Here is a 24829-nt window from a genome sequence, read left to right as displayed (position 1 = left end):
GATCAGGAAAATAAGGCAAATAAGACAATGATGCTTAGGCTAAAAAAACAGACATTTTATATTGAATGAGAATCATTATCAATATGTATCGTAAGCTGGCAAAACATATCCGGAACGAAAAGTCGCATACCGTGATGCTTGCGTACAAACAAGTAGTAGCTGGGGTTCTGCGTTTATGTACCGAATGTACCGAAATAAGGAACTTTCCCTATAATTCCCAGACTAAGCAAATCGCGCCCTGGATTAATGATCCGGGGTTTCGAGGGGGAATTACCTTTAATTTTCACATTTTTCTATAATAATATGATGAAAAAAACACTTACTACTCTGGCGGTCATGAGCCTATGCCAGATCGCCAGCGCAGATGAAGGCATGTGGATGCCGCAACAACTGCCGCAAGTCGCCAAGCAACTGAAGGCAGACGGCTTGAAACTGGACCCGGCAACACTCACCAAATTGACGGAATTCCCTATGGGTGCCATCGTCAGTCTGGGCGGTTGTTCCGCATCCTTTGTGTCACCACAGGGCCTGGTTGCAACCAACCATCACTGTGTCTACAACAGCGTGGCGCATAACTCCAAACCAGAGCGCAACTTGCTGGCCAACGGTTTCCTGGCAAACAGCCTGGATGAAGAATTGCCGGCCTCACCTGGTTCGCGCATACTGGTCACCAAAGATGTCAGCAATGTCAGCAACAAAATCATTGATAAGGCAACTGCCAGGCTGAACGGCAAGGCCCGTGTTGATGCGATTGAAAAAAATTCCAAAACCATCATCGCAGAATGCGAAAAAGATGCCGGCCATCGCTGCAACGTCTATCCTTACTACGGTGGACTTGAGTATTACCTCATCAAACAACTGGAAATCAAAGACGTACGCCTGGTCCATGCTCCACCAGAAGGCGTAGGCAAATTTGGCGGCGATACCGACAACTGGATGTGGCCACGTCATACCGGCGATTACGGTTTCTACCGCGCCTATGTCAGCAAGGATGGCAAATCCGCTGATTACAGCAAGGATAATGTGCCGTATGTACCCAAGCATTTCCTGAAACTGGCCAAAGACAATCTCAAAGAAGGCGACTTCATCATGGTGCTGGGTTATCCAGGTCGCACCAACCGCCATCGCCTGCCTTCAGAAGTAGCCTACACTTTTGACTGGAACTACCCAACATTTGTGAAGAGCTCTGGCGACACGCTGGCCATCATCGCCATGGAAACCAGCAGCAATCCGGACGCCAAACTCAAATATGCTGGCCAGGTAGCAGGTATCAACAACTACTACAAAAACCGTCAGGGCATGCTTGACAGTTACGCAGGCAGCGACATACTGGCACGCAAGACCAAAGAGCATGAAGAGCTGAAAGCATGGATCAACAGCAATCCTGCACGCGCCAAAGAATTTGCCAGCGACATTGATCAGGTTGAAAAACTGATTGCCGAACGCGATGCCCTGGCCAAGCGTGACTTTTATCTGGCCAGCTCTTATCCACGCTTCCTGGGCACCGCACGTACCTTGTACCGCCTGTCCAATGAATCGACCAAGGCAGATGCAGAACGCAAAGCCGGCTTCCAGGTACGTGACCTGCCTCGCTTCAAGGCCACCGTCGATGCAGTCGAACGCAACTACGATGAAAAAGTCGACAAGGCTTTGGTCCTGTACAACCTGAGCAAATATGCAGCCCAACCCAAGGCAGAGCGTAGTGCCAATTTTGATACTGCAGTAGGCATCAAGGACGGCATGTCTGAAGCTGATCTGAAATCCCTGCTGGATAATCTGTATGCAGGCAGCAAGCTGGGTGACAAGGCAGCACGCAGTGCATGGCTGACCGCCAAGCCGGAAGACTTCAAGGCCAGCAACGACAGTTTCGTCAAGGCAGCCGTTGCCATGTATGAAGGTGGCTTGAAACGTGAAGCTGAAGAAGAAGAGTTGATGGGTAAAATCCAGCAAGCCTATGGTAACTACATGAAAGCAAAAATCGCTTACATGAAGAGCAAAGGGCAGGCAGTCTACCCTGATGCCAATAGCACCTTGCGCGTCACTTTCGGCAAAGTCATGGGTCGTGACCATGGTACCGCCGATGGCCTGGCGTGGAGCGCCTTTACTACCGTCAATGGCATCCCGCCAAAAGCAACCGGCACAGGCGAATTCAATGCCCCAGCCGCACAATTGGCAGCTATTAAAGCCAAAGACTTTGGCAAGTATGTTGACCCGCAACTGAAAACAGTCCCTGTGAACTATCTGGCTACGCTGGATATCACTGGTGGCAATTCAGGTTCTGCTGCATTGAATGCCAAAGGCGAATTCATCGGCCTGGCATTTGACGGCACCCTGGATTCCATCATTTCCGACTGGGACTACAACAAGGCCAATTCCCGTTCCATACAGGTCGATCTGCGCTACATGCTGTGGCAGATGAAACATGTGGACAAGGCTGACCGCCTGTTGAAGGAAATGGGCGCAGAGTAATATAGTAAGACTGCTATAACCTGAAAACCCCTGCAAGATTCGTATCTTGCAGGGGTTTTTCATGTGGCTAACAATAGTAAGTGTCGCCTTTCAAACGCCAGAGTCTGTTGGTTTGATTAAAGCTCGTATTTGTTCCCCGCTGTCGAGCGAATAGGATGCGTGTCATAGATCAAGTCCAGATACCTGACCTTGTCGCTGTCTGGCTCAAAGCTGAACATATCCATGACCTTGAAGCTGATTAAAGTTCCGTCGCGTACGGTCCAGTCATATTGAAAATAAGCTGTTGCATGGTGTTTCTTTGTCGTGCTGACAAAGATGTCAATCGGGGTGATGACATTACGGCTGGAGGCTTCTGCCAGTCTGTCAAAGAAAGGACCTGCATCCATTTCACCAAGAAAAGGCGAGAGAACTTTGCCATCTTTGGCGAACAGGCTTTTGATGGTGGCGTAATCAGCATCACCCAGTGCCTGCATATAGGTTTGCAAGACTAAAATGTAATCAGACATGAATGATCTCCTTTATTTATGAAATGAGTTCTAAAATAAATTCTATATAGCTGCTGCAAAGCGACAATTATGACAGTTGCAGCCTTTGATTTAGTGCATGTGCCTTACTGTATGTGCTTATATTGTAGCGGCTGCATGCAGGGAGGTCAGTTCTTGCCTGAGCAAAAGCGTAACCTCGCTTTGCTCAAACTGTTTAATCAGCAGCGGGATGGCAAATACAAGTTCTGTTCCCTCACGTTTCAATACATAAGCCAGTTGCAAACGGGCGAAGGCATGTCGCAGGGTTTCTGGCTGAATTTGATGTGTCCCGGTACTTTCCAGTAGCGCGACCAATGCAGATAAACTGGTTTTTCCGTGCAGGGCGGTGTGATAGACAACTATGCGGTCCAGCCTGCATGCAGCTTCATCATGGCTGAGCCGGCCCCAGCCTGCCAGCGCATCCTGAACCGCCTGTGAAGACAGGGCCAGTGCAGTATGGCGTGCTTCAATCGCGCGCTCGCCCGGTTGCAGGACTTCCAGGCATTCCTGGCAAAGAATGGCCAGCAAGTTGGCGCGCTGGCCGCTGGCTTCCACCAGTTGATCAATCAGTTGGTTGCTGGCAAAGCCAAAGCGCAGGCGGGACAAGGGGACGCTGGCCAGTTCCCTGCATGCTTCCTGTTCCAGTCCGCCTATGGTGAGGACTTCACCAAAATTACGCAGGGGTGACTGATAATCCAGCACTGCCGTTGCATACAGATCCCAAAAACCGGCCAGCATGAACCAGCAGCGTCCTTCATCACTCAATGCGCGCAGGGCAGATAATTGCCTGTAACCATTTTGTGCTTCATCACGAAAAAACTGATCTGCCTCATCAATCAGCAGGAATAAGCGTTTGCCGACAAAACTGGTTTCGAGGTGGGCAATGATGTCTTCTATGGAGCTTGTCGCAGCCAGTCCAAACTGTAAGGCCATGCGCGGCGCCAGACGGTGATCACGCAAGGAAATATAATGGCAGACGATCTGCGGATGTTCCTGCAAACGGCGCTGTACTGCTTTCAACAGGCTACTCTTGCCAAGCTGGCGTCCGCCAACCACCAGATAATTGGCGGGTTCACGACCGATGACGCGTGCCAGCAATTGGTCCCGCCCGAAAAAGGCACCTGAACTGGTGATGGCCCCGCGTGTCTGGTAAGGTGAAATACGGGTGACGCGCAATTGTGCCGCCAGCAAACATAATAAAACAGCCGTGGCTTGCCTGCTGAGCAGACATTCCGTCTGGCTGGCACTGTCCAGCATGACAAACATATTGGCCCTGTCATCACAGTAAGCCTGTAACAAGGGCATGGGGTTTTCTGCTGAGTGTGCTGCCAGAATCAGCATCACATCTGAGCCGGTTTGTGCCGTTACCAGGCAACGTATCAATGAATCTTCATCCAGGTCTTCGAATGGAATAAACACCAGGCAACGGTCCAGGGAAATCGGCAGGTTGCTGGCAAATTGCCATTCGAAAACCTCACCGGGAAGTGTCCAATCCTGGCTAGCCTTGCATTGCGCACCCAGTTGTTTGGCCAGACAGGCAGCCCGGCTGTTGGCGTTGTCGTTAACATAGTTGACTGCGCGCTGCCAATCCGACATGGATACAGCCGCTGCCTGCAGGGTAGATTGGCGCCGGCCAGCCAGTCGCAGCAGTCTATCCAGTTTGGGCAAGATGGGGTAGGGCGTGCGTCGCAGACGTTCTGGCCGTAATTGTGTCGGCCCCAGCAAGGGATGGCGTAACAACAAAAAAATACCCGCGATAATAAAGATGAGTGCGCAAAACAGCGGCAGCATCTTTAACATGCCCAGACCTGGTCCACTTGTACTGCCGCCATCACAATTGACGGGTAAAAAACCTGATGGAATCGGCGGTGAACCAGCCTTGCAGCGCCATGTTGAGCTGGATGGGTTTAATTCAAAAATGATCTGAGTACCCGAGATGGAGCCCAAATCAGCACGATTGGCAATATCTGCCTGCAACACATAAGCTTGTGGTGAACTGACGATGAGATAGGAAGTCATCGTCTGTGGTGCATACTTCTGGATGTCTTTTGGCCAGCCATCTTCAATACTGCGCGCCTCTGCCAGTGCTATTCGCCATTGAATCAGATCGTTCCAGATGGCTCCCATATTTTCTGCAGCGAGTATCCTGCCACGTGTCATGGGGTTCAGTTTTGGTGTCAGTACGGCGCTTGCAATGAATAAGGTAAGCAAGGCAATTAAGACAATGCGCGATACTTTGCCCGGCAGAATGTGCGCCAGCTTTTTCAACATTATTCGATCACCATCAAACCTGCATCGCGAATGATGTCACAACGCCAGTACAGGCGCGCCTGGTCACCCTGGCCACGAACATGAATCAGATTGCCCCAGAACAGGCGGCGCAAATCTTCATCTTGCAGATAGGGGCGGGCGCGGCCCAGGTCTTCAGCCAATAAAAGCTCGCGCAAACGGGTTTTGGTATCCGGGCTCTGTGTCAATGGCAAAAAGGTTTGCCATAGGCGGGCACTATGAATTAAATGCATACGCAGGGCAGGCAGGTCGTCGGGCAGCTTGCCCGTATTCTCTGTCAGCCATTGCATGCCCTCCTCAAAAAGAGCAGGGTGGCCGCCACACAAAGAGGCCAGTGCTGCAATGCCGGCTGCAGACACCGTATGATCTGGCCAGCGCTGTTTGACAATGATATTGAGGTCTTCGGTACTCGCATCTGGCCAATGGCTTACCTGTGCGATATTAAGCAAGGACAAGTCGCCACTGCGATATTTCAGGTCGGCCAGTGCCTCACCGCCACAAAGCAACAGATGCAGGCGTCCGCCATGCATTTCACTCAGGCTGCGCAAGATACCGGCCAGTGTCTCACGCAGCGCTGGCGTGCCTTGTTCAAAACGGCTGACCAGGCAAAATACACGTTCACCTGCATTCAGCTTTTGTTCTAGCGCTGCTTCAAATTCATAATCCGAACTGACATCTGCAAAACCGCATTGGCGCGCTATCGCAGCAAAATAGTCATTGCTTTCCGTGCTAACGCTGAAAGGTGGTTGTATATGCAGGGTCGCAGCTTCACCATACTGGGCGCGTGCACGGGCCAGCAATTTTTGCCTGAACGGTGGCTGACCCCAGTGTGCCTGTGACAGCAGTAAGGTGATGGGGTAGGGGGCTGCCTGCGCCAGTCGCACAAATAACTGATTCATGAAATCAGCAAATGGTGTTTCACCTTCTTCTTCGCTTTGCAATGGAAATTCGGGTGCCAGACCTGCAGCAGCAAAGAAAAGATTGGTCTCTGCTTCTGTCAGACGGAGGTAGCGTGCACAGGCGTGCAGGCTATCGCGGGATCTTGGGCTGGGAAGCGACGTGCCATTTCTCCAATTATTGACTGATTCACGGCTTAAACCAATTTCGGTGGCGACGCCGGATGCGCTGGCACGAATGCGGCGCATATATTGCGATAGCAAGATAGAAAAAGTATCAAGATGCATAGGCAGTCTGTCCCGGGTGATCATCGATGGCTCTGGCGCAGATCCAATTTATCCATGACGGCACATATTGAACTGCCTTGATGAGCATGTCGCATTTTAACAGTGCGTGCCAGCACTGGGCATGACGACGCTGTCAGGCGACGGCAATATCGACTTGACAGCCTGTCAGGTGGGCGGCTAAGGATTTCAGTGTGGCAGAGATACCCGCAACCCGGACAGATGCTTAGACATCAGCCCACAGACGCAAGAGATTATGATAATGCCCGGTCAGCCCGACGATGGTTTCATTGTCGCCATACGCCGCGCGCAATTGCTGGATGTTTTGGTCCAGGTCAAACAGCATGGAACGTTTCCAGTCGTCACGGACCATGCTTTGCGTCCACATAAAAGAACAGACTCTGACGCCGCTGGTCACTGGTTCTACCTTGTGTATGCTGCTGGATGGATAGACAATCAGGTCGCCTGCCGGCAATTTCACTTCATGGGTGCCGTAAGAATCCACCACGACCAGCTCGCCACCCTCGTAATCATCAGGTTCGCTCAGGAACAGGGTAGACGATACATCCGAGCGCATGCTGTAAGCACCACCGATTGGAGTACGAATGGCACCATCGATATGCAGTCCATAGTGTTCGCCGCCTTCATAGCTGTTAAAAAAAGGTGGGAGGATGCGCAAAGGCAGCACCGCAGAAAAAAATAGCGGATGCGACTTCAGTTTACTGACAATGAGCTGTCCCAGCTCGATTGCCAGAGGCGACCCTTCCGGCAACTGGCGATTACGCTTGACCTGCGCCCCTTGTGGACCAACACTGGCCCGTCCATCAATCCACGATGTCTCATGCAGACGCTGGCGAAATTGCGCAACTTCCTCGGGTGTCAATACACCGGGAATATGTAACATCATGATATGTCCTTTGAAACCTTGCTAATGCGTGTTACTTGCAAATTTATATGTTAATGAGAATTATTTTCATTATCTCATGCGTGCCAGCGGTTGAGAAGAGCATTGCAGTAGCAGAAAGCAGGTGATCAAGGCATTGTTGATCTGGGACAAAGTTACCGCTCTCCGAATTTTATCGGGGCTGTTGTCAGGCGACGGTGCTCAGGGCAGCGCATGCAGGAAGCAGCATACCCGCATCGCATAAGGCTCAGGTCACGGTTGCCGTTATATTCAGGACGGTAAATCTTAACGTTTGATGGCCAATACCAGGACGCCGCCAGCAACCAGGGCAATGCCTGTCCATTCTTGCAGGGATGGTCTTTCCTCCAGAAAGATAAAGGCAAAAATGGCCACCAGCACCAGGCTGAGTTTGTCGACGGGAGCTACTTTTGATGCTTCACCAATTTGCAGGGCACGGAAATAGCATACCCATGAAGCGCCCGTCGCCAGGCCGGACAAGCCCAGAAACAGCCAGGTTTTTGGCGATAGCGCAGCCGGGTTGCTCATTTTCCCAGTGAACCAGACAAAAGCGGTGAGGACGATAATAATGATGACCGTCCTGATCAATGTCGCAAAATCCGAATCCACATTGCGAATCCCGATCTTTGCAAAAATTGCCGTACATGCGGCAAATACAGCAGACATGAAGGCCCAGTAAAACCAGCTATTGGATGAATTCATTTTAATCTCACAGAAAAATCGATGAATTAATATACACCCTGGGTATGGGCGTGTAGCAAATCAATATGCCTTGCAGTATTTACTGGGCTCCACAACCTGTTATTTCGCTGTGGCAGCATTCGCCTTGTCAAATTCATTCAGCAAATCCCTGATGCTCTGTTTGCAGCTTGCCGGATTAGGGTTGCTTGCACGCAAGGCAGCCAAAGCCTTGTCGATAGATTTATCTATCACGTGCCAGTCTGCCGCCGCTCTGGGTTTCAGCCCGGCTTCTGCTTCGTCCCAGCTTAGTTCCAGGTCTTTGATGCGTGTTTTGGCAGCGGCAAGATCGCCTTTTTCAATAAGGGCCGAAGTGTCTTGCGCAATGATTCTGAATTTGCCCAGATCGCCGAGTTTGCTGCTTGCCGCCTGCGCCGGACTGATCACGGAAACCGTGAAGGGGAGAGTACCCGAAGCCAGTATCGCAACTGTACTGATTGCCAGCATGATTGGTTTTATTTTTTGCTGTATTTTTTGCTTTTTCATTTGATTTACCTTATTGAGTATGAGTGTGAACGCATTTGTCAGGGCGCATTTCCCTGGTTGTCGGCCACATTCTTTGCTGACCGGTTTTGATTCTGGCTGACCACCAGCACAAGAATTGCAATAATGCTCAGAAATATCAGGCTGGTCATGATGGTTCCCCAACCTACACCACCATATTCTGGCGATTGTGATAGCAGGTCACCCAGCGAGGCACCTAAAGGACGAGTCAGAATGTATGCCAGCCAGAAAGCCAGAACAGCATTGACTCCGAGTCGACAGGCTACATAAATGAGTGCAATCAGTGCGCTGAACAAACCTACTCCAAACCTGAAACCCAGACTGAGTTCTTCCGTTGCCAGATCACCTGCTGCGGTCCCAAGAGCGAACGTCAGCAGGATGGCTGCCCAATAAAATAATTCCCGGCGGCGCGTCACGATAGTGTGGATAGACAGCGTACGTTCACGCCAATACCAGGCAGCAAAAACGGATGCAAGTAATACGCAAAACACGAACGTACTGAGATAAAGACTGACTCCAAGGCGATCAGTCAATGCATCAGTTATCTGGGTGCCAACGACACTCAATAGCACGACTGTCAGCCAGTACACCCAAGGTATATACCGGTGCAGCCGTATTTGCCATATCAGGGCAACGGATAACAGGCTGGCCATGAGCAGGCCGGTGATGCCGGTTCCCAGCCCTGCATGGACAGCCAGATAGTCCGCACCAGTCTCGCCTACGGTCGTCGAGAGTATCTTGATGATCCAGAAATACATGCTGACTTCGGGTACTTTATTCAACATCCGGGATTGTTTTTGCTGTTGCAATGTTTGCATTCTGAGTCTTTCTTTGAAAAATCCCTGTCTTGCCGGGACATACTAATTTTGCAGTCAGCATATAGGGCGAAGATTAAGAATTCATTAACAATCACAGCATATTTTCACGCCAAAGTAGATCGTCGCGGATCGTCGGGTTTTAAGACTGGCTTAACGATAGGTGCGCTAAGCTGTAGATAACACTTGGCGATCTGTCAGCAATTTTCATGTTTTGCATCATCGTGATTTTTAATGCAGAAGTCGCGCAGGACGTACGCAGGATGTATTAAAGCAGGCTAAGTCCCAAAGGAAATGTCACGTGAGAATGTTGCTGGTAGAAGACGATCCCATGATCGGAGAAAGTATAGAAGAAGCCTTGCATGGTGAAAATTATGCGGTGGACTGGGTACGCGACGGCCATAACGCAGAATTGGCTTTGGATACGCAAAACTATGATCTGATGTTGCTGGATCTGGGCTTGCCCAAAAAAAGCGGACTTGATGTGCTGCTGCGCTATCGCAAGCAAGGTGGTGCCGTTCCTGTATTGATCATCACTGCACGTGACGCCAAGGCAGACAGAATAGAAGGGCTGGATGCCGGTGCAGATGATTACCTGATCAAGCCATTTGATGTCGACGAACTCATGGCACGCATACGTGCAGTTTTGCGACGACGTCACGGTTATAACCAGTCCAGCATCAGTCATGGTGACGTCACGATGAATCTGGCTACCCATGAAGTTACCCTGAATGGTCTGATCGTACATCTGTCAGCCCGTGAATTTTCTGTCTTGCGTGCTTTGCTGGATTCGGGCAGCAATGTTGTTTCCAAGACGCAGCTGGAAGATAAGATTTATGGCTGGGATGATGAAATAGAAAGTAACGCAATAGATGTCTATATCCATCATTTGCGCAAAAAACTGGGCGCAGATTTCATCAAGAATGTCAGAGGTGTCGGATATAAACTGATGGCAGCCGAATGAAAACAATACGAACCCAGCTCATGCTCGGTTTGCTGGTGGGCGCATTGATATGCACGCTGGTGGCTGGCTTCGCCATTTATCACCAGGCCGATCATGAATCAAATGAGCAATCAGACCGGCAACTGAAACAAATCGCCGCAGCCTTGCCTCTGCAATTTGTCGCGAATCAGCTATTGCCTGCAACCGAAGACCTGGACGATAAAATTGCCGTCCAGGTATGGGAAAAGGATGGTTGGCAAGTTTACTTTTCTCAATCTGATATGCACCTGCCGCCTCAGAAAACAATGGGGCATCAGAGCGTATTTTTTGCGGGTGAAACTTTTCGGGTTTACACCGAGACCAAAGGCGGGCGTCTCCTGCAAATTTCGCAACCGCTTTCGGTAAGACATAAATTTGCAGTGAATATGGCATTGCGCATGTTATCCCCCTTGCTGTTGCTGTTGCTGGCTTTGGCCACCTTGATTTATCTGGTCGTTGGGAAAGCACTGGCTCCCCTGGATAAAGTTGCTGGTGCCGTTGCCATACGTTCGCCACAGGCTTTGCAGGCGATAGATCAGACAGGATTGCCGGAAGATTTGTTACCCATCGTCGTTGCCTTGAATCGCCTGCTTGCCCGGATACAGACGACGCTGTCAGCGCAGCGTATTTTTGTGGCAGATGCTGCACATGAACTGAGATCTCCGTTAACTGCGCTGAAGTTGCAATTGCAACTGGCTGAACGTTCTTCAACAGATGAGTTACGTGCAATCGCATTTTTAAAACTGCATGACAGACTGGACCGCTCCAGTCATTTGGTGCATCAACTGTTGACGCTTGCACGTCATGAACCAGATGACGTCATGCATACCCCGGTTATTTGCGATTTGCATTTGCTGACCCAACAGGCAGTCATGGATCATTCCGCCTACGCCGACAGCAAATCGATAGATCTGGGAGTTGCCAGTGAATCCATGCCGGTAAAGATTTCAGGAAACATTGATGCACTCGGCATCATGCTCAGCAACCTGGTCGACAATGCCCTGCGGTATACCCAGCAAGGCGGCAAGGTCGATGTGTTTTCTGGCATTGATGGTGGTCGCCCTGTCCTGCGTGTCTGTGACAATGGACCTGGTATTCCATTGGCAGAACGTGAGCGCGTGTTTGACCGGTTTTATCGTCCCGATGGCAATACTACCTGGGGTTGTGGTCTGGGTATGTCCATTGTGAAAAGTATCGCCGACCTCCATGCGGCAGAAGTGCATCTGGACAGTAATCCTGCCGGCAGCGGACTGATTGTCACTGTCCGCCTAATGTCTGAGGCTTTGTATTTTTCTGGACCCGACGATGATGCTGAGCAGGGACGTATTGTCTGAAAAATGTAAGGTAAGGCATTGGGGCGTGTTGATGAAAGTGCTGTCTCTACAGCGAAATTGTTGAAGTTTTCAGGATCTATCATGTTAAAAAGAAAAAACCATTGGGTGATCTCCGCTACCGCAGGCATCATTCTTCTTGCAGTGATTGGCCAGCACTATATCTGGGGGCGTACAACTGAAAAGCAGCTTGCACCAAAAGCCTTGCCGCTGGTGACCATCACAACAACACAACGCATTGATCTGCCAATAGAATTTTCTGCGCAGGGGCATCTGGTCACCTTGAATCAGGTTGATGTGCGACCGCAAATTACAGGCATCATCCGCAGTGTCAATTTTCACGAAGGGGATCAGGTGCAGGCAGGGCAGTTGTTGTTTACGCTGGATGCCAGCGATGCCAGTGCCCAGATCAATCGTTATAACGCACAATCGGCTCAAATCAAGGCGCTGCTGGCCGATGCCCAGCGTGATTATGTCCGGTCCAAAGAGTTGGTCAAATCTGGCTTTATCTCTGACAGCACCGTCACCAGCGCGCAGAGCAAAGTGGAAGCATTACAGGCGCAATTGAACGCAGCAAGCGCCGAGACAGACAGCGCAAAAATACAGGCAGGCTATACCCGCATAACGGCACCTGTTTCCGGCCTGGCGGGAGCAATCAGTATTCACCCTGGCAGCCTGGCGCAAACATCTTCTGCAATACCACTGGTCACGCTGGTGCAAATGGATCCGATTGCCATGGAATTCAATCTTCCCGAGCAGGCATTACCAGCCATTCTGGCCGCACGTGAACAGGGCAAGGTCAGCGCAACACTGGAAACGCAAGACAAAAAATATGTCGAAGGTTATATCACTTTTGTGAACAACAGCGTCAGCCAGGATACCGGCACTATCAGCCTGAAAGCCAGCTTTGCCAATACTTCGCGCCGATTGTGGCCAGGCGGTTTCGCCAGGATCGTAATACATGCAGGCATCAGCAAAGCTGCAGTAGTCTTGCCGCCGCAAGCAGTACTCGAAGGCCCTGCCGGACGTTTTGTGTACTTGTTGGGAGATCAAAATAAAGTCAGGGCAAAACCTGTGAACCTATTGCGCATACAGGATGGGAAAGCAGTACTTGAAGGTTTGTATGGTGATGAACAAGTCGTACTTGAAGGTGGGCAAAATCTGTCTGATGGTGCTGTTGTGATGGTTGACAGGAAAACCCTGTCAACCAGGCCAGGTAATGAAGCTGGAGACAAAGCCGGTGAAAAGGTCGGCAAATCATTATGAATATCTACGAACGTTTTATTGACCGGCCGATTGCGACCATGTTGCTGTGGTTGAGTATTATCGTGGCAGGTGCCGTGTGCTGGTTAAAATTGCCGATTGCAGCTTTACCTAATTACGATACACCTACCATTCAGGTCGGTGCAAAGCTATCTGGTGCGAGTCCGGAAACCATGTCGACCTCCGTTGCGACACCTCTGGAAAAGCAGTTTTCCGCGATTCCTGGCTTGCTGGCAACAACATCAACCAGCATACAGGGAGAGACGCAGATCACGCTGGAATTTGACCCCAGCAGGCCGATTGATGCCGCCGCTGGTGACGTGCAGGCTGCCTTGTTTCGGGCGACTCGTTCCTTGCCGGCAGAAATGACCACACCGCCATCGTATCGTAAGGTGAATCCTGCGGATGCCCCCATATTGCTGGTAGGCTTGAGTTCGCCTTCCATGAAGCTGACGGATTTGAACGGTTTTTCAGATAACCTGATCGTGCCTGCGCTGTCCACCCTGAATGGCGTGGCGCAAGTGAATGTTACCGGCCAAAAGCGCTATGCCGTCAGGATAGAAATCCAGCCGGACAAATTGGCTGCCGTCAATCTGACTTTGCCAGAAGTAAGCACCGCACTGAAAGCTGCCAATTCAAATGCACCGACCGGTCAGTTTGACGGCAAGCGTCAGATGATGATGCTGAATGTACCTGGTGGCTTGATGAAAGCGGCTGACTTTGCGAATGTCATTGTCGCCAGCAGACGCGGGCAAACAATCCGGCTGCGGGATGTGGCAGATGTTCAGGATAGTATTGAGAATGTGCAAAATACCAGTGCGATCAATGGTGTCAGTTCCATATTACTGACGATACAGAGGCAGCCCGGTGCCAATACCGTGGCGACGGTAGATGCCATCAAGAATATGCTTCCCATTTTGCAAACGCAATTGCCTGCATCGGTCAAGGTAACGCTGCTGTCGGATCGATCCATTTCCATTCGTAATGCGGTGCACGACGTAAATTTGACGATGTTGCTGACCATCGCACTGGTGATCATGGTGATTTTATTGTTCCTGCGTCGCCTGGCTGCTACGCTGATTCCAGCAATCAGCCTGCCGATTTCATTGCTGGGAACATTTGGGTTGATGTATGCACTTGGCCTCAGCCTGGATAATATTTCGCTCATGGGACTTACCATCGCCGTTGGCCTGGTTGTGGATGATGCTATTGTCGTTCTGGAAAATATCATGCGCCATATTGAAGCTGGTATGACACCACAATCGGCGGCACGTCAGGGGGTGCGTGAAGTTGGTTTTACCGTGATTTCCATTTCGGTCTCATTGATCGCAGTATTCATCCCCATTTTTTTCATGCCTGGGGTGACCGGCTTGTTGTTCCATGAATTCGCTGTCGTCGTATCGCTGTCGATCATCGTTTCTGCGGCAGTTGCATTGACGCTGATCCCGCTGATGGTGCCAATGCTGCTTAAATCCGGGCAACATCATGAGCAGGGGCCTGGCTGGACCCGGGCCTTTGAGGTCGTTTTTGAACGAACGCTCGGCGCCTATGCCCGGGGCCTGGAATGGGCACTGGCACATCGCGTTGTGGTATTGCTAGCCGGTTTGTCTACCGTCGTGTTGACCGGTGTACTGTATATCGCCGCACCCAAGGGGTTTTTCCCGCAAGAGGATATAGGCCAGATTTCAGTGAATGTCGATACGCCACAAGACATGGCGTATGACGCAAGGCTATTAATCAATCAGCAACTTGAAACAGTCTTGTTGCATGATGCATCCATCAGTGATGTTGTAGCAAAAGTCGATCACGATACAACAGCGTTTACTGTCACTCTGAAAGAAAAGGGCAGCAGGCCACCCATGGCAGAGGTATTGACACAGTTGCGAAAGAAAACGGCCTTCCTGCCAGGCATCAAGGTTTTTTTCAGTCCGGTACAAAATTTCCGCATTGGTGGACGAGGTTCGAAAAGCAGTTTCCAGTACACCCTGGAATCTGTCAGTCCGGGTGAACTGGATGTCTGGGCTGACAAGTTGATGGCTGCCTTGAAAAAATCCGATGTGTTTGTTGGCCTGGCTTCCGATGCGCAGAAAGATGGATTGCAGGCAAAATTGTTGATTGACCGTGACAAGGCGTCGCAATTGGGCGTGGACATGAATGTCATCAAGAACACGCTATATACCGCTTTTGGGACACAACAGGTTTCCACTATCTATGCACCGGAAGACAGTTACCAGGTCATCATGGAAATGACACTCGAAAGCCGGCGTGACGAAACCAGTCTGAATCAGGTCTATGTGCGCAGCAACACCGGTGCGCTGATTCCTGTTGCTGCACTGGCACGCGTTGAACGGACCAAAGGTGCCATGGCCATTAATCATCAAGGGCAATTGCCTGCCGTAACCCTGACTTTTGATCTTAGCCCCGGCAAGTCACTTTCCGACGCCGCCATCGCGATTGATGCAGCCCGGCAGGAAATAGGTTTGCCCACATTTGTGTTTGGTGCATTTGCCGGACAGGCCGCCTTGTTCCAGCAGGCACAAACTACCCAGCTATGGCTGGTGCTCATTGCGGTGGCCGTCATCTATGTCGTACTGGGCATGTTGTATGAAAGCTGGATACATCCAGTGACAATCTTGCTGGGCATTCCCTCTGCCGCAGTGGGGGCGTTGCTCGCCTTGCGTATCACCGGCCTGGAACTGAGCTTCATTGCCATGATCGGCGTGCTGTTGCTGATTGGTGTTGTCAAGAAAAATGCCATCATGATGATAGACTTCGCGCTTGATGCACAAAGAACCCGGGGACTGACGCCGCTGGACGCCATTCGTCAGGCCTGCCTGCTGCGTTTTCGTCCCATTATGATGACGACATTTTGCGCCATCATGGGAGCATTGCCGATTGCACTAGGCCTGGGCGCGGGGGCAGAATTGCGTCAGCCGCTGGGCGTATCCATAGTGGGTGGTCTGCTGTTTTCGCAGCTGATTACCTTGTTCATTACGCCGGTCCTGTACGTGTGCTTCGATAGAACGGCTGGCCAGCCGCAAGTGAATAGTCCGGCGGCAGTTATTGCCGATGAATCCGGCCAGATTTCTTAAGACAATATGACTACTCTTTTTTACCGCTTACAACTACGTGCACCAACACTAATTGCGCTTTTTATTGGAATATTGCTGCCTTTTTATATATTCAGCATACTAGCCAGTGAAGTGGCAGAGCATGAAGTATTTGCCTTCGACCAGCCTCTGCTGATGTTTTTTCATGCACATGCGAATACACAGTTGGATAGCGTCATGTTGTTCTTTACGCATATCGGTTCGGCGCCGTGGGTCGTTCCGTTTGAACTGGCTTTATTTGCCTGGCTTGTATATAAGCGCCTGCGAATGGATGCGCTGTTTGCCTTCCTGTCCTTGACTGGCGCAGCAGCGCTGAATGTGCTGGCAAAGAATTTTTTTGCCAGAAGCCGCCCCGACTTCTGGATTTCATTGCAGCCAGAAACCACATTCAGTTTTCCGAGCGGGCACTCCATGAACGCAATGGCGCTGGCAGCCTTGCTGATTATTCTTGGCTGGAAAAGCAAGGCACGCTGGCTGATTACAGCAATCAGTGCATGTTTCGTTTTGATGGTGAGCGTATCCAGGCTGTATCTGGGTGTTCATTATCCATCAGATGTCATGGCCGCATGGGCTGCCGCACTGACCTGGGTGGTAGGTCTGGCGTTGATATTGAAGTGGCGACATACGGCAACGGCCACCAGGCCTGGCGAATAATGTCCGGCTTCAGTGTCTCTTCATCCACCCTGGGTGCCTGACCATGTAATACATAAGCAAGCTGGCAAAAATTTACAAGGCAAGAGTGACTGATTCTCGCTATTGCCTTGTAAATTTTTGCCAGGCTGTCTTTATGTTTGCGCACTGACTTGACAATTACCTATCCACATACTGAAAGCGCCGAAAATGCTGAAAGCAGCAGGCGGTTTCCATCTCGTTTGCGGTTTCGGATTGATAGAGGTTCATCGCCTCTTTGTCGTTCCTTTATCAGAAAGCGCTCTTGATAACGCCACCGTCAACTCGTAACGCCGCACCGGTGGTCGCCGACGCCAGCGGACTTGCCACGTAGGCCACCAGCGAAGCCACTTCCTGTGGCGTCCCGAAGCGTTTGATCAACGATGTCGGGCGCACCTGATCGAAAAACTCCGCCTCGATCTGCTCGAAGCTCTTGTCGCTCGCGCGTGCCATGCCTTCGACGAAGTCGCCAACGCCGCGCGATTTCGTCGGACCAGGCAGTACGCTGTTGACGGTAATGCCCGTACCGGCCACTGATTCCGCCAGCCCGCGCGAAACAGCGAGTTGCGCGGTCTTGGTCATGCCGTAGTGAATCATCTCGGTGGGGATCTGGACCGCGCTTTCACTTGAGATGAAGATGATGCGTCCCCAATTCGCCCGTTTCATCTCCGGCAGCACCAGCCGCGCAAGGCGGATACCACTCAGGACATTGACGTCAAAAAAACGCTGCCAATCTTCGTCGGGAATATTTTCGAAGGCCTTGGGTTCAAAAATGCCGAGGTTGTTGACCAGAATGTTGATACCCACATGTCGTCGAACCAGCTCCTTGGCAGCCTCGGATTGACTAAGGTCTGCAACATAGCCGTGGACCGTACCATGCGTTTCCGCGCGTATAAGCTCCACTGCCTCATCGACCCCGGCCTGAGTCCTGCCGTTGACGATCACACTGGCACCCTCCCTGGCCAGCGTAGATGCGATCGCGAAGCCGATTCCGGCCGTGCTCCCGCTTACCAGTGCCAGTTTGCCATTCAGTTGTAAGTCCATGTCGATGCTCCTTGGTTGGGCGCGGGAAATCCCGCGAGGATGGGGCACAAATCTGTGCCCGCTGGTGGCCGTGTGGCGATCTTATTTGGCGCGGATGAATGTTAACACGGCCTCAATGGTTGCGTCGGGCGCCTCTTCCATCAGCCAGTGGCCAGCGTTGGGGATTACTTTTTCGGTGACGTTGGTGGCTGCGTTGCGCATTACGGCAGCTTCATTGGCACCGAACGATTTTTCGCCACCGATCGCAAGTACCGGCATATTCAGTTTGGTCTTCATGGATTCGGCGTTGTCATCGACATCCTTGCGTATAGACAGGAACTGGTTGAAGGCAGCCTTCATGGCACCGGGCGCGGCGTAAAGTTTTGCGTAGTGAGCGCGGGTGCTTTCGTCGACCTTGACAGGATTGCCGGCGAACTCGTTCCAGAAGCGGTCCAGATAAATACGTTCGCGGCCCTGTACCAGGCGCAAGGCATCCTTACCACCGAAATCGAAGTGCCACAAAGCGGGCAGGCGGACGATTTGCTCCCATGGCGGAATGCCCGGCACCGGCGCATCCATTACCACCAGCTTGGTGGTCTGGTCGGGATAGCGCGCAGCGTAAGCATAGGCCACCATAGTACCGATATCGTGGCCGATGATGACGGCCTGCCCGACACCAAGCTTGTCCAGCACGGCACGAAGATCACCGGCCTGGTTCTTTTTTTCATAGCCGGTTTCGGGTCTGGAAGACAAACCCAGTCCGCGGAGATCCGGCACGATAACCTTGTGGTCTTTGGCCAGTGCAATCGCCAGCGGTGTCCACATGTCGCCGGTGTCGCCAAAGCCATGCAGCAGCACTACCGCTGGCCCGCTACCGCCCACGCGCACGTGGATGGTGACCTCTGGTGTCTTGATGTTTTCGATTTTGAAAGTGGCCGGATAAGGCAGGGGCGCTGCCCACGCCGGGGCAAACTGAAGGGCGGCGGTTAGTGCAACTACGCTGGCAAGGTTGATACGCATGATGTTGGCTCCTGTGGTTGAAAACACAGTATAGCCAAGCAATCATGCTAAATATACACACTATCGGGTAGGTATATTCGATACAATCTCGAACATAATAGTTGCATAATAGAATTAATTACTAGCTAACACGATGAAGAGTCTATTACTTGACTATTGCCACGTAGCGGTGGCCTGCTGCGTGCTGTTTTGCGGTGGTGTTTTTCCGGCGGTCAGTCTGTCGCAGGGCCTTGCAACACCGGCGATCAATTTGCATCACACCAGCTGGAGTGCGCGTGACGGTGCGCCGGAATCAATCTTGTCGATCACGCAAACCAGCGACGGCTGGTTATGGCTGGGCGGACCGGCCGGATTGTATCGCTTCGATGGCATGCAGTTCGAACAGTTTGCGCCGGTCAATGCGGCTTTGCCGACCCAAAACGTCAGCCTGGTGAATGCGGTGGCTGACGGCGGACTATGGATAGGCTATCGCAGTGGCGGGGCAAGTTTTTTGCGCAACGGGCTGATACGCAATTATGGTGAGCGGGATGGCCTGCCCAATCGCGCCGTGTGGGGTTTGGAGCAGGATGGCAGTGGCCGCATGTGGGCGGCCACCACGCTAGGCTTGTTCTACATGGAACGCGACCGCTGGCAGAAGCCAGTCAGTTCATGGGGCCTGGCTGGCGGCCCATATAAAACACTGATGCGCGACCGGCATGGCGTACTGTGGGCGCAGGGCGATGCGGGCGTGTATTCTCTCCAACCGGGGGAGGCGCGGTTTGCCAAGTCTGCTGTCGACAGAGGAACCGGTGTACTTTTCGAGCTCCCCAATGGCAATGTGGTCAGCTGGGATGCGCTGCATGGGCGACTCAATCTGCTGACAGGACCCAGGCAGAATACAGTATATCGGCAGTGGGGATCCATAGGTGATCCCGGTAGTCTGTTGATCGATCGTCACGGTGATCTCTGGGTAGGTCTGCTGGATGGGCTCGAGCTTCATACTGCGCGGGGAATCACGCGCGCGACGCCACGGCAGGGCTTGAGTGGACGTGCCGTCGGCGCGATCTTCGAAGATCAGGAGGGAAATATCTGGACGTCAACGTCAAGCGGAATCGATAGGTTTCGTCATAAACGGCTGACCAAGCTGGAGGTTCCTGAAGCGGCCATAGGCGGCGGGATCATCGCCGACGATAGCGCCGGCGTCTGGATAGGCAGCTATCACGTGGTCGCCAACGAGACCGGCCAGGCGACAGCCACGCCGCTCTTGCCGCAGGTTGGCGACGGATGGGATCGCAGGCTGACCAGTTTTACCCGTACCAGCGATGGTGCGCTATGGGGCGCTTCGTACGGAACCTTACGGCGTTTCCAGGGCGAGGACAGTCGGTCGATTACCTTGCCTGCCGCCATCGGCGGGGTGAGGGTACAGGCGCTGCTGGCGGACAGGGATGACAGCTTGCTGGTGGCGTTGTTGCAGCATGGCCTGTATCGTCGCAGGCCGCAGGGAACATGGGAAAAAGCAGGGAGCGAGGGCGAAGTCAATGTGATGGCCCGCTCAGACGCCGCCGGACTCTGGCTTGGTTATTATCCCGGTCTGGTGGTCCATGCGCAAGGTGCTGCGTGGCGCAGCTACGGTGCGGCCGAAGGCTTGGCGTTGGGCACTGTGATGGCGCTGCATCTGCACGGTCAGCACGTATGGGCTGGTGGAGAAAAGGGTTTGGCATTGTTTGGGGCAGACCATTTTCGTCAGATCAGCGGCGTTAATGGCGAGACGTTCCGCGGCATTTCCGGCATCGTTGAACTGGAAAACGGCGATCTCTGGCTGAACGCCTTCGCCGGCCTGTTCCGCATTCCGGGTTCGGAAATCGCCCAATTCGAACGACAGCGCGATTATCATGTGCAGTACGAGCGACTGGACCAACTGGATGGACTGGAGGGGAGCGCTCCCTACATCGCGCCAACTCCGTCGCTGGTGCTGGCGTCCGATTTGCGTCTGTGGATAGCCCGATCCACCGGCATGTTCCTTCTGAATCCTGCCGAGTCGTTGCCGCCAGCACCCAGGCGGCCCGTCATCATCAAGGCGCTGGGACCGCCCGGCGACGGCAGACCGCCGCAGTCGCCTATTCGCTTTGCACCCGGCAGTTCCGTGTTGCAGTTCGATTACACCAGCCCGGCGTTATCGATCCCGGAACGTATGCGTTTCCGATACCGTCTGGAGGAAGTTGATACGGAATGGCAGGATGCAGGTGGACGCCGCAATGCCTACTATAGCAATCTCGCGCCTGGCAATTACCGCTTCAGCGTCACCTCGACAGACTACAACGGCAAGTGGTCCGACGCCATTACCACCGTGGATTTTTCGATCGCGCCTAAAGCGACGCAGACATGGTGGTTCAAGGCGCTGTGTGTACTCAGTCTGCTTACGGTCGCCCACATCGCTTACCGATGGCATATCCGGCGTCTGGGCAGACAGATGGTCGGCCGCCTGCAAGAGCGGGTCAACGAGCGAGAGCGGATTGCCAGGGAGCTGCACGACACTCTGCTGCAATCGGTGCAGGGACTGGTGCTGCATGTACATGCAGCGTTACTGAAATTGCCGGCGAGGGATACGGCGCGGCTGCAGATCGAAACCGCATTGCAGCAGGCCGATGAGGTGCTCGACGAGGGGCGGGAGCGAATACGTGAATTGCGCGGCGAAGACGCCGGGAAAGTGAGTTTTGCGGATGCAGTACTGGCTGCGGCTGCACGCCTGCAGCATGGCGATGCTGGCCCGATTCGTTTGACTGTTTCCGATTCCACCCGCCGGCTCAATGCGACGATCTATGAAGACGCTTTGGCGATCGTCACCGAGGCGGTAGCAAATGCCTATACCCATGCCAGGGCAACCAGGATAGAAGTTGAAATCCACTACGGCAAGCGGGAATTCCGCTGTATTCTGCGCGACGACGGCGTCGGTATTCCTGCAGCCGTTCTCAACGATGGGGGGCGTCAGAACCATTGGGGCATGTGCGGGATGTATGAGCGCGCGGCCAGAATCAAGGCCAAATTGGTGGTGCACAGCTGTGAAGGTAGCGGCACCGTGTGGCAGCTGGATGTTCCGGCCGCGCTGGCATATACCCGATAGAGTGATGCGCGATGGCGTTGCCGGTGATACGCTTGAGCGAAAATACAGGAGCACAGTCATGGAGAATGGCCTGATTAGCGTCATGATAGCGGACGATCATCCCTTGATGCGCAGCGGGATCATCGCGGTGCTATCGTCCAATCCGAAATTCTCGGTGGTGGCTGAAGCGGAGGATGGCGACTCTGCCATTGAACTGTATCAACGATGGCGCCCGGATGTCACCCTGATGGATTTGCAGATGCCCGGATTAAACGGCATCGAGGTCACCCGTGCGATACGTCATATCGACCCGGAGGCCCGTATCATCATCCTGACCACGTTCAGCGGCGACGTACAGGTAGCGCGCGCGTTGAGCGCCGGAGCGATTGGTTATGTCCTGAAAAATCTGGCCCGCAATACCTTGATCGACTACATCATTGCCGCACATGCTGGTCGACGGCTGTTGCCGCCACCAGTCGCGGCCAGCCTGGTGAACAGTTTCCAACTGAATACCTTAAGCAAGCGCGAGATCGAAGTGCTGCGTCTGGTTGGTAACGGCAACTCAAACCAGCGCGTGGCCGACCACCTGGGCTTGAGTGAGGACACCATCAAGGCCCACATGAAAACCATTTTGCAAAAACTTGAGGCACGTGATCGTACCCATGCTGTGACGATTGCCATGCGGCGTGGTTATTGGGAAAGCTGAAGATCATTCAACACCCGATGGGATGAAAAAAACTGACTTATGGCGGAGCGACCGGCACGGTATCCCATGTCTATAGAAAACTATTCTGATTTTTTGTCATTCAATGAAAGGAAGGTATCGCAATGAACATCCCATGCAGATTGTTGTTGAGTCTACTCCTTGCAGTCAGCTCGGCACATGCGGCACATGCAGCGCCAGTGGTCATACAATCGGTCAGCAAGCTCAGTTTCGGCGATGCGAATACGCTGTTTGTTGCCGACTGGAAGGGCGCGCGCATTTTTGCGCTACCGGTGCCAGTGCCTGCCAGACCGGCTGGCAAACCGTTCAATCTGATGGATGTGCAGGCACCGATTGCCAAAGCACTCGGGGTGGCGCCTACCGCGCTGCGCTTTGAGGACCTGGCCGTGCAGCCGGACGGTGAACTGGCATACGTGGCTCTGACCGTACGCGGCGGCAAGGGGCCGGGCAAACCGGCCATCGTCAGTATCAATGCGGCGGGCAAAGTCGCGCGACTGGATCTGACCAGGGCTTCAGCTTCGACGCCAATTACCGATGCGCCGACGGCCGACGTCACCTTCTGGCGCAACCTGCCGGAACAGACACTAACTGTGACCGACATGCGCTACTACCAGAACAAGCTGTATGTGGCAGGGTTGTCGAACCGCAGTTTCGCTTCAACCCTGCGGGTGTACGACTATCCATTCAGTGGCAAGGCAAGTGCTACCACGGTCGAGATGTACCATCCGGTGCATAATCAGATCGAAACCCGTGCGCCTATTCGCAGTATGACGGTGATGACCATCGACGGCGAGCCGACGTTGGTGGCTGCCTATACCTGCACGCCGCTGGTCACCATTCCACTCAAGGATTTAAAGGATGGTGCACATATCGTTGCCAGGACGATCGGGGAACTAGGTTGGGGTAGCGCACCTAACGGTCTGGTGAATTTCAAGGTGGGCGATGCAGAATATGCCTTGCTGGTCAATTCCAGCCGTTCAGCCGATTTGCTGAGCGCCGCCGATCTTGCAAGTGCCGTCGCTACGCCTGGCCTGAGTACGCCGATCGACTGGCCGGCCAAACCCTATCTCGGCATCAAGGCGACCATGACGCCCCTGTCTGCGGTGATGCGAATCGATAATCTGAATCCGCAATTGCTGCTTGCGTTACGCCGCTCGGAAGCCAGCGGCGAGATGCAACTGGTGTCGATTCCCAAAGGTGGCTACCTGCGTCTGAGCGACTTCGTCAACGAATACGATTTTCCTGACTACCGCTACCCGGAAGGAGATAAATTCCGTGGCTTCCACAAATATGCGCGCACCATCGAGGGTTATCCTGAACTGGCTCGCTAGCGCGGCATTGCTGGCCGTGGTGCCGGGGCTGGCACTGGCTGGCGCCGGCCTGACGCCTTCCGGGCCAACAGTGGCGGAAAATCTGCTGCGGATCGAACTGCACCTCGATCGGCCACTGGCGGCACCGTTGGATATGGCCCATGTGGCGCTGTACGACAGCGCCGGCACGCTTATCCGTGACGCCTTTCTCGACCTGCCGCTGTCCGACCAGAGTGGCAGGAACGTGACACTGTTGCTGCATCCGGGACGCATCAAGAGCGGGGTCGGGCCTAATCTCGCACTGGGGCCCGCTTTACGAAGCGGCGGGGCCGTGACACTACGCATCGACGATCCGCAACTCGACCGGCCACTGGAACGGCGCTGGCTGGTGACGGCGCCGCTGCGCGAGCGCATTGATCCGCAACAATGGTTGGTGCAAACAGTCCGGCGTGGAGGCATACAGCCTTTGCGCGTCATCGTCCCCGCTGCGCTGGATGGCGCTGCTGCAACACTGATTGCGGTGCAAGACCCGGATGGGCGGCGTATGTCCGGCACCGCCATGTTCATGGCAGGCGAGCGGGAATGGCGTTTCACGCCGGCGTGGAATTGGCGGCCTGGGACTTACCTGTTGCGCATCCATCCACAGTTGGAAGACCCGCAGGGGAATCGTTTGTGTTCGGCGTTTGAACAGGTGCAGCAGAGTGCTCAGCTGTGCGTGGATGAGGGCCGGGTGACTTTTGTAATTGATTGAACCTTGCGCTGGCATGGTGATCTGCCTGCGATATGTAATATGCGATATGCCGGCATGATCCGGCGTTTGTAATGCGCATCAACGCAAATCCTCAGACATGCCTGTTACACCTTCGTCCTGTCATG

The 24829-nt window shown here is 53.2% G+C and carries 19 protein-coding genes; 10 read left to right on the top strand and 9 right to left on the bottom strand.

Annotated elements, in window-relative coordinates; genetic code table 11:
- Positions 1-306 precede the first annotated feature (306 nt).
- Entirely contained in the window at positions 307-2469 is a 2163-nt protein-coding gene (locus tag H8L32_RS06820) for a S46 family peptidase (protein WP_186946429.1), read from the top strand.
- 116 nt (positions 2470-2585) lie between these two features.
- On the opposite strand, the gene H8L32_RS06815 is transcribed toward H8L32_RS06820, so the two are convergent.
- The 7 genes from H8L32_RS06815 to H8L32_RS06785 form a co-directional block, all read right to left on the bottom strand.
- Positions 2586-2975 carry a nuclear transport factor 2 family protein gene (locus tag H8L32_RS06815; RefSeq protein WP_186946428.1) on the bottom strand — a complete coding sequence of 130 codons (390 nt, stop codon included), beginning with the start codon at positions 2973-2975 and terminating at the stop codon, positions 2586-2588.
- A gap of 117 nt (positions 2976-3092) precedes the next feature.
- On the bottom strand, positions 3093-5264 hold the full coding sequence (locus H8L32_RS06810) for an AAA family ATPase (protein WP_186946427.1): 2172 nt from the start codon (positions 5262-5264) through the stop codon (positions 3093-3095).
- Entirely contained in the window at positions 5264-6466 is a 1203-nt protein-coding gene (locus H8L32_RS06805) for a hypothetical protein (protein ID WP_186946426.1), read from the bottom strand. The genes H8L32_RS06810 and H8L32_RS06805 overlap by 1 nt, the downstream gene beginning before the upstream one ends.
- Before the next feature lie 223 nt (positions 6467-6689).
- A complete protein-coding gene (locus H8L32_RS06800; protein WP_186946425.1) occupies positions 6690-7370 on the bottom strand; it encodes a Fe2+-dependent dioxygenase in 681 nt (226 codons plus the stop codon).
- A 282-nt stretch (positions 7371-7652) separates the two neighbouring features.
- On the bottom strand, positions 7653-8087 hold the full coding sequence (locus H8L32_RS06795) for an EamA family transporter (RefSeq protein ID WP_186946424.1): 435 nt from the start codon (positions 8085-8087) through the stop codon (positions 7653-7655).
- Between the two features lie 99 nt (positions 8088-8186).
- Entirely contained in the window at positions 8187-8609 is a 423-nt protein-coding gene (locus H8L32_RS06790; protein ID WP_186946423.1) for a histidine kinase, read from the bottom strand.
- 38 nt (positions 8610-8647) lie between these two features.
- On the bottom strand, positions 8648-9445 hold the full coding sequence (locus tag H8L32_RS06785; RefSeq protein ID WP_230412098.1) for a COG4705 family protein: 798 nt from the start codon (positions 9443-9445) through the stop codon (positions 8648-8650).
- A 298-nt stretch (positions 9446-9743) separates the two neighbouring features.
- Here H8L32_RS06785 and H8L32_RS06780 point away from each other — a divergent pair, with 298 nt between their 5' ends.
- The 5 genes from H8L32_RS06780 (at position 9744) to H8L32_RS06760 (ending at position 16782) form a co-directional block, all read left to right on the top strand.
- Positions 9744-10406: a response regulator gene (locus H8L32_RS06780; RefSeq protein ID WP_186946422.1), complete on the top strand. Its 663-nt coding sequence runs from the start codon at positions 9744-9746 to the stop codon at positions 10404-10406.
- Positions 10403-11758, top strand: a complete 1356-nt coding sequence (locus tag H8L32_RS06775; RefSeq protein ID WP_186946421.1) for an ATP-binding protein — start codon at positions 10403-10405, stop codon at positions 11756-11758. The genes H8L32_RS06780 and H8L32_RS06775 overlap by 4 nt, the downstream gene beginning before the upstream one ends.
- Before the next feature lie 81 nt (positions 11759-11839).
- Positions 11840-13021, top strand: a complete 1182-nt coding sequence (locus H8L32_RS06770) for an efflux RND transporter periplasmic adaptor subunit (protein ID WP_186946420.1) — start codon at positions 11840-11842, stop codon at positions 13019-13021.
- Positions 13018-16110, top strand: coding sequence for an efflux RND transporter permease subunit (locus H8L32_RS06765; protein ID WP_186946419.1), 3093 nt, complete (start codon positions 13018-13020; stop codon positions 16108-16110). Before H8L32_RS06770 ends, H8L32_RS06765 begins: the two co-directional genes overlap by 4 nt.
- 6 nt (positions 16111-16116) lie before the next feature.
- Entirely contained in the window at positions 16117-16782 is a 666-nt protein-coding gene (locus tag H8L32_RS06760; protein WP_186946418.1) for a phosphatase PAP2 family protein, read from the top strand.
- A gap of 267 nt (positions 16783-17049) precedes the next feature.
- On the opposite strand, the gene H8L32_RS06755 is transcribed toward H8L32_RS06760, so the two are convergent.
- The gene (locus H8L32_RS06755; protein ID WP_186946417.1) at positions 17050-17841 is read right to left on the bottom strand and encodes an SDR family NAD(P)-dependent oxidoreductase; all 792 of its coding nucleotides are present in this window, start codon (positions 17839-17841) and stop codon (positions 17050-17052) included.
- Between the two features lie 81 nt (positions 17842-17922).
- Positions 17923-18840 carry an alpha/beta fold hydrolase gene (locus H8L32_RS06750; RefSeq protein WP_186946416.1) on the bottom strand — a complete coding sequence of 306 codons (918 nt, stop codon included), beginning with the start codon at positions 18838-18840 and terminating at the stop codon, positions 17923-17925.
- A 133-nt stretch (positions 18841-18973) separates the two neighbouring features.
- Between H8L32_RS06750 and H8L32_RS06745 the strand changes: the two genes are divergently transcribed.
- The 4 genes from H8L32_RS06745 (at position 18974) to H8L32_RS06730 (ending at position 24704) form a co-directional block, all read left to right on the top strand.
- Positions 18974-21940: a sensor histidine kinase gene (locus H8L32_RS06745; protein WP_186946415.1), complete on the top strand. Its 2967-nt coding sequence runs from the start codon at positions 18974-18976 to the stop codon at positions 21938-21940.
- 58 nt (positions 21941-21998) lie between these two features.
- Positions 21999-22625, top strand: a complete 627-nt coding sequence (locus tag H8L32_RS06740) for a response regulator (protein WP_230412097.1) — start codon at positions 21999-22001, stop codon at positions 22623-22625.
- 122 nt (positions 22626-22747) lie between these two features.
- Positions 22748-23974: a hypothetical protein gene (locus H8L32_RS06735; protein ID WP_230412096.1), complete on the top strand. Its 1227-nt coding sequence runs from the start codon at positions 22748-22750 to the stop codon at positions 23972-23974.
- Complete coding sequence (locus tag H8L32_RS06730; RefSeq protein ID WP_186946818.1) at positions 23919-24704, top strand: hypothetical protein; 786 nt, start codon at positions 23919-23921, stop codon at positions 24702-24704. The genes H8L32_RS06735 and H8L32_RS06730 overlap by 56 nt, the downstream gene beginning before the upstream one ends.
- Positions 24705-24829 lie beyond the last annotated feature (125 nt).

Source organism: Undibacterium hunanense (assembly GCF_014284335.1).
GTDB lineage: Bacteria > Pseudomonadota > Gammaproteobacteria > Burkholderiales > Burkholderiaceae_D > Undibacterium > Undibacterium hunanense.
Note: the sequence above shows the minus strand (reverse complement) of the source record. Positions and strands in the feature narration are given on the sequence as shown.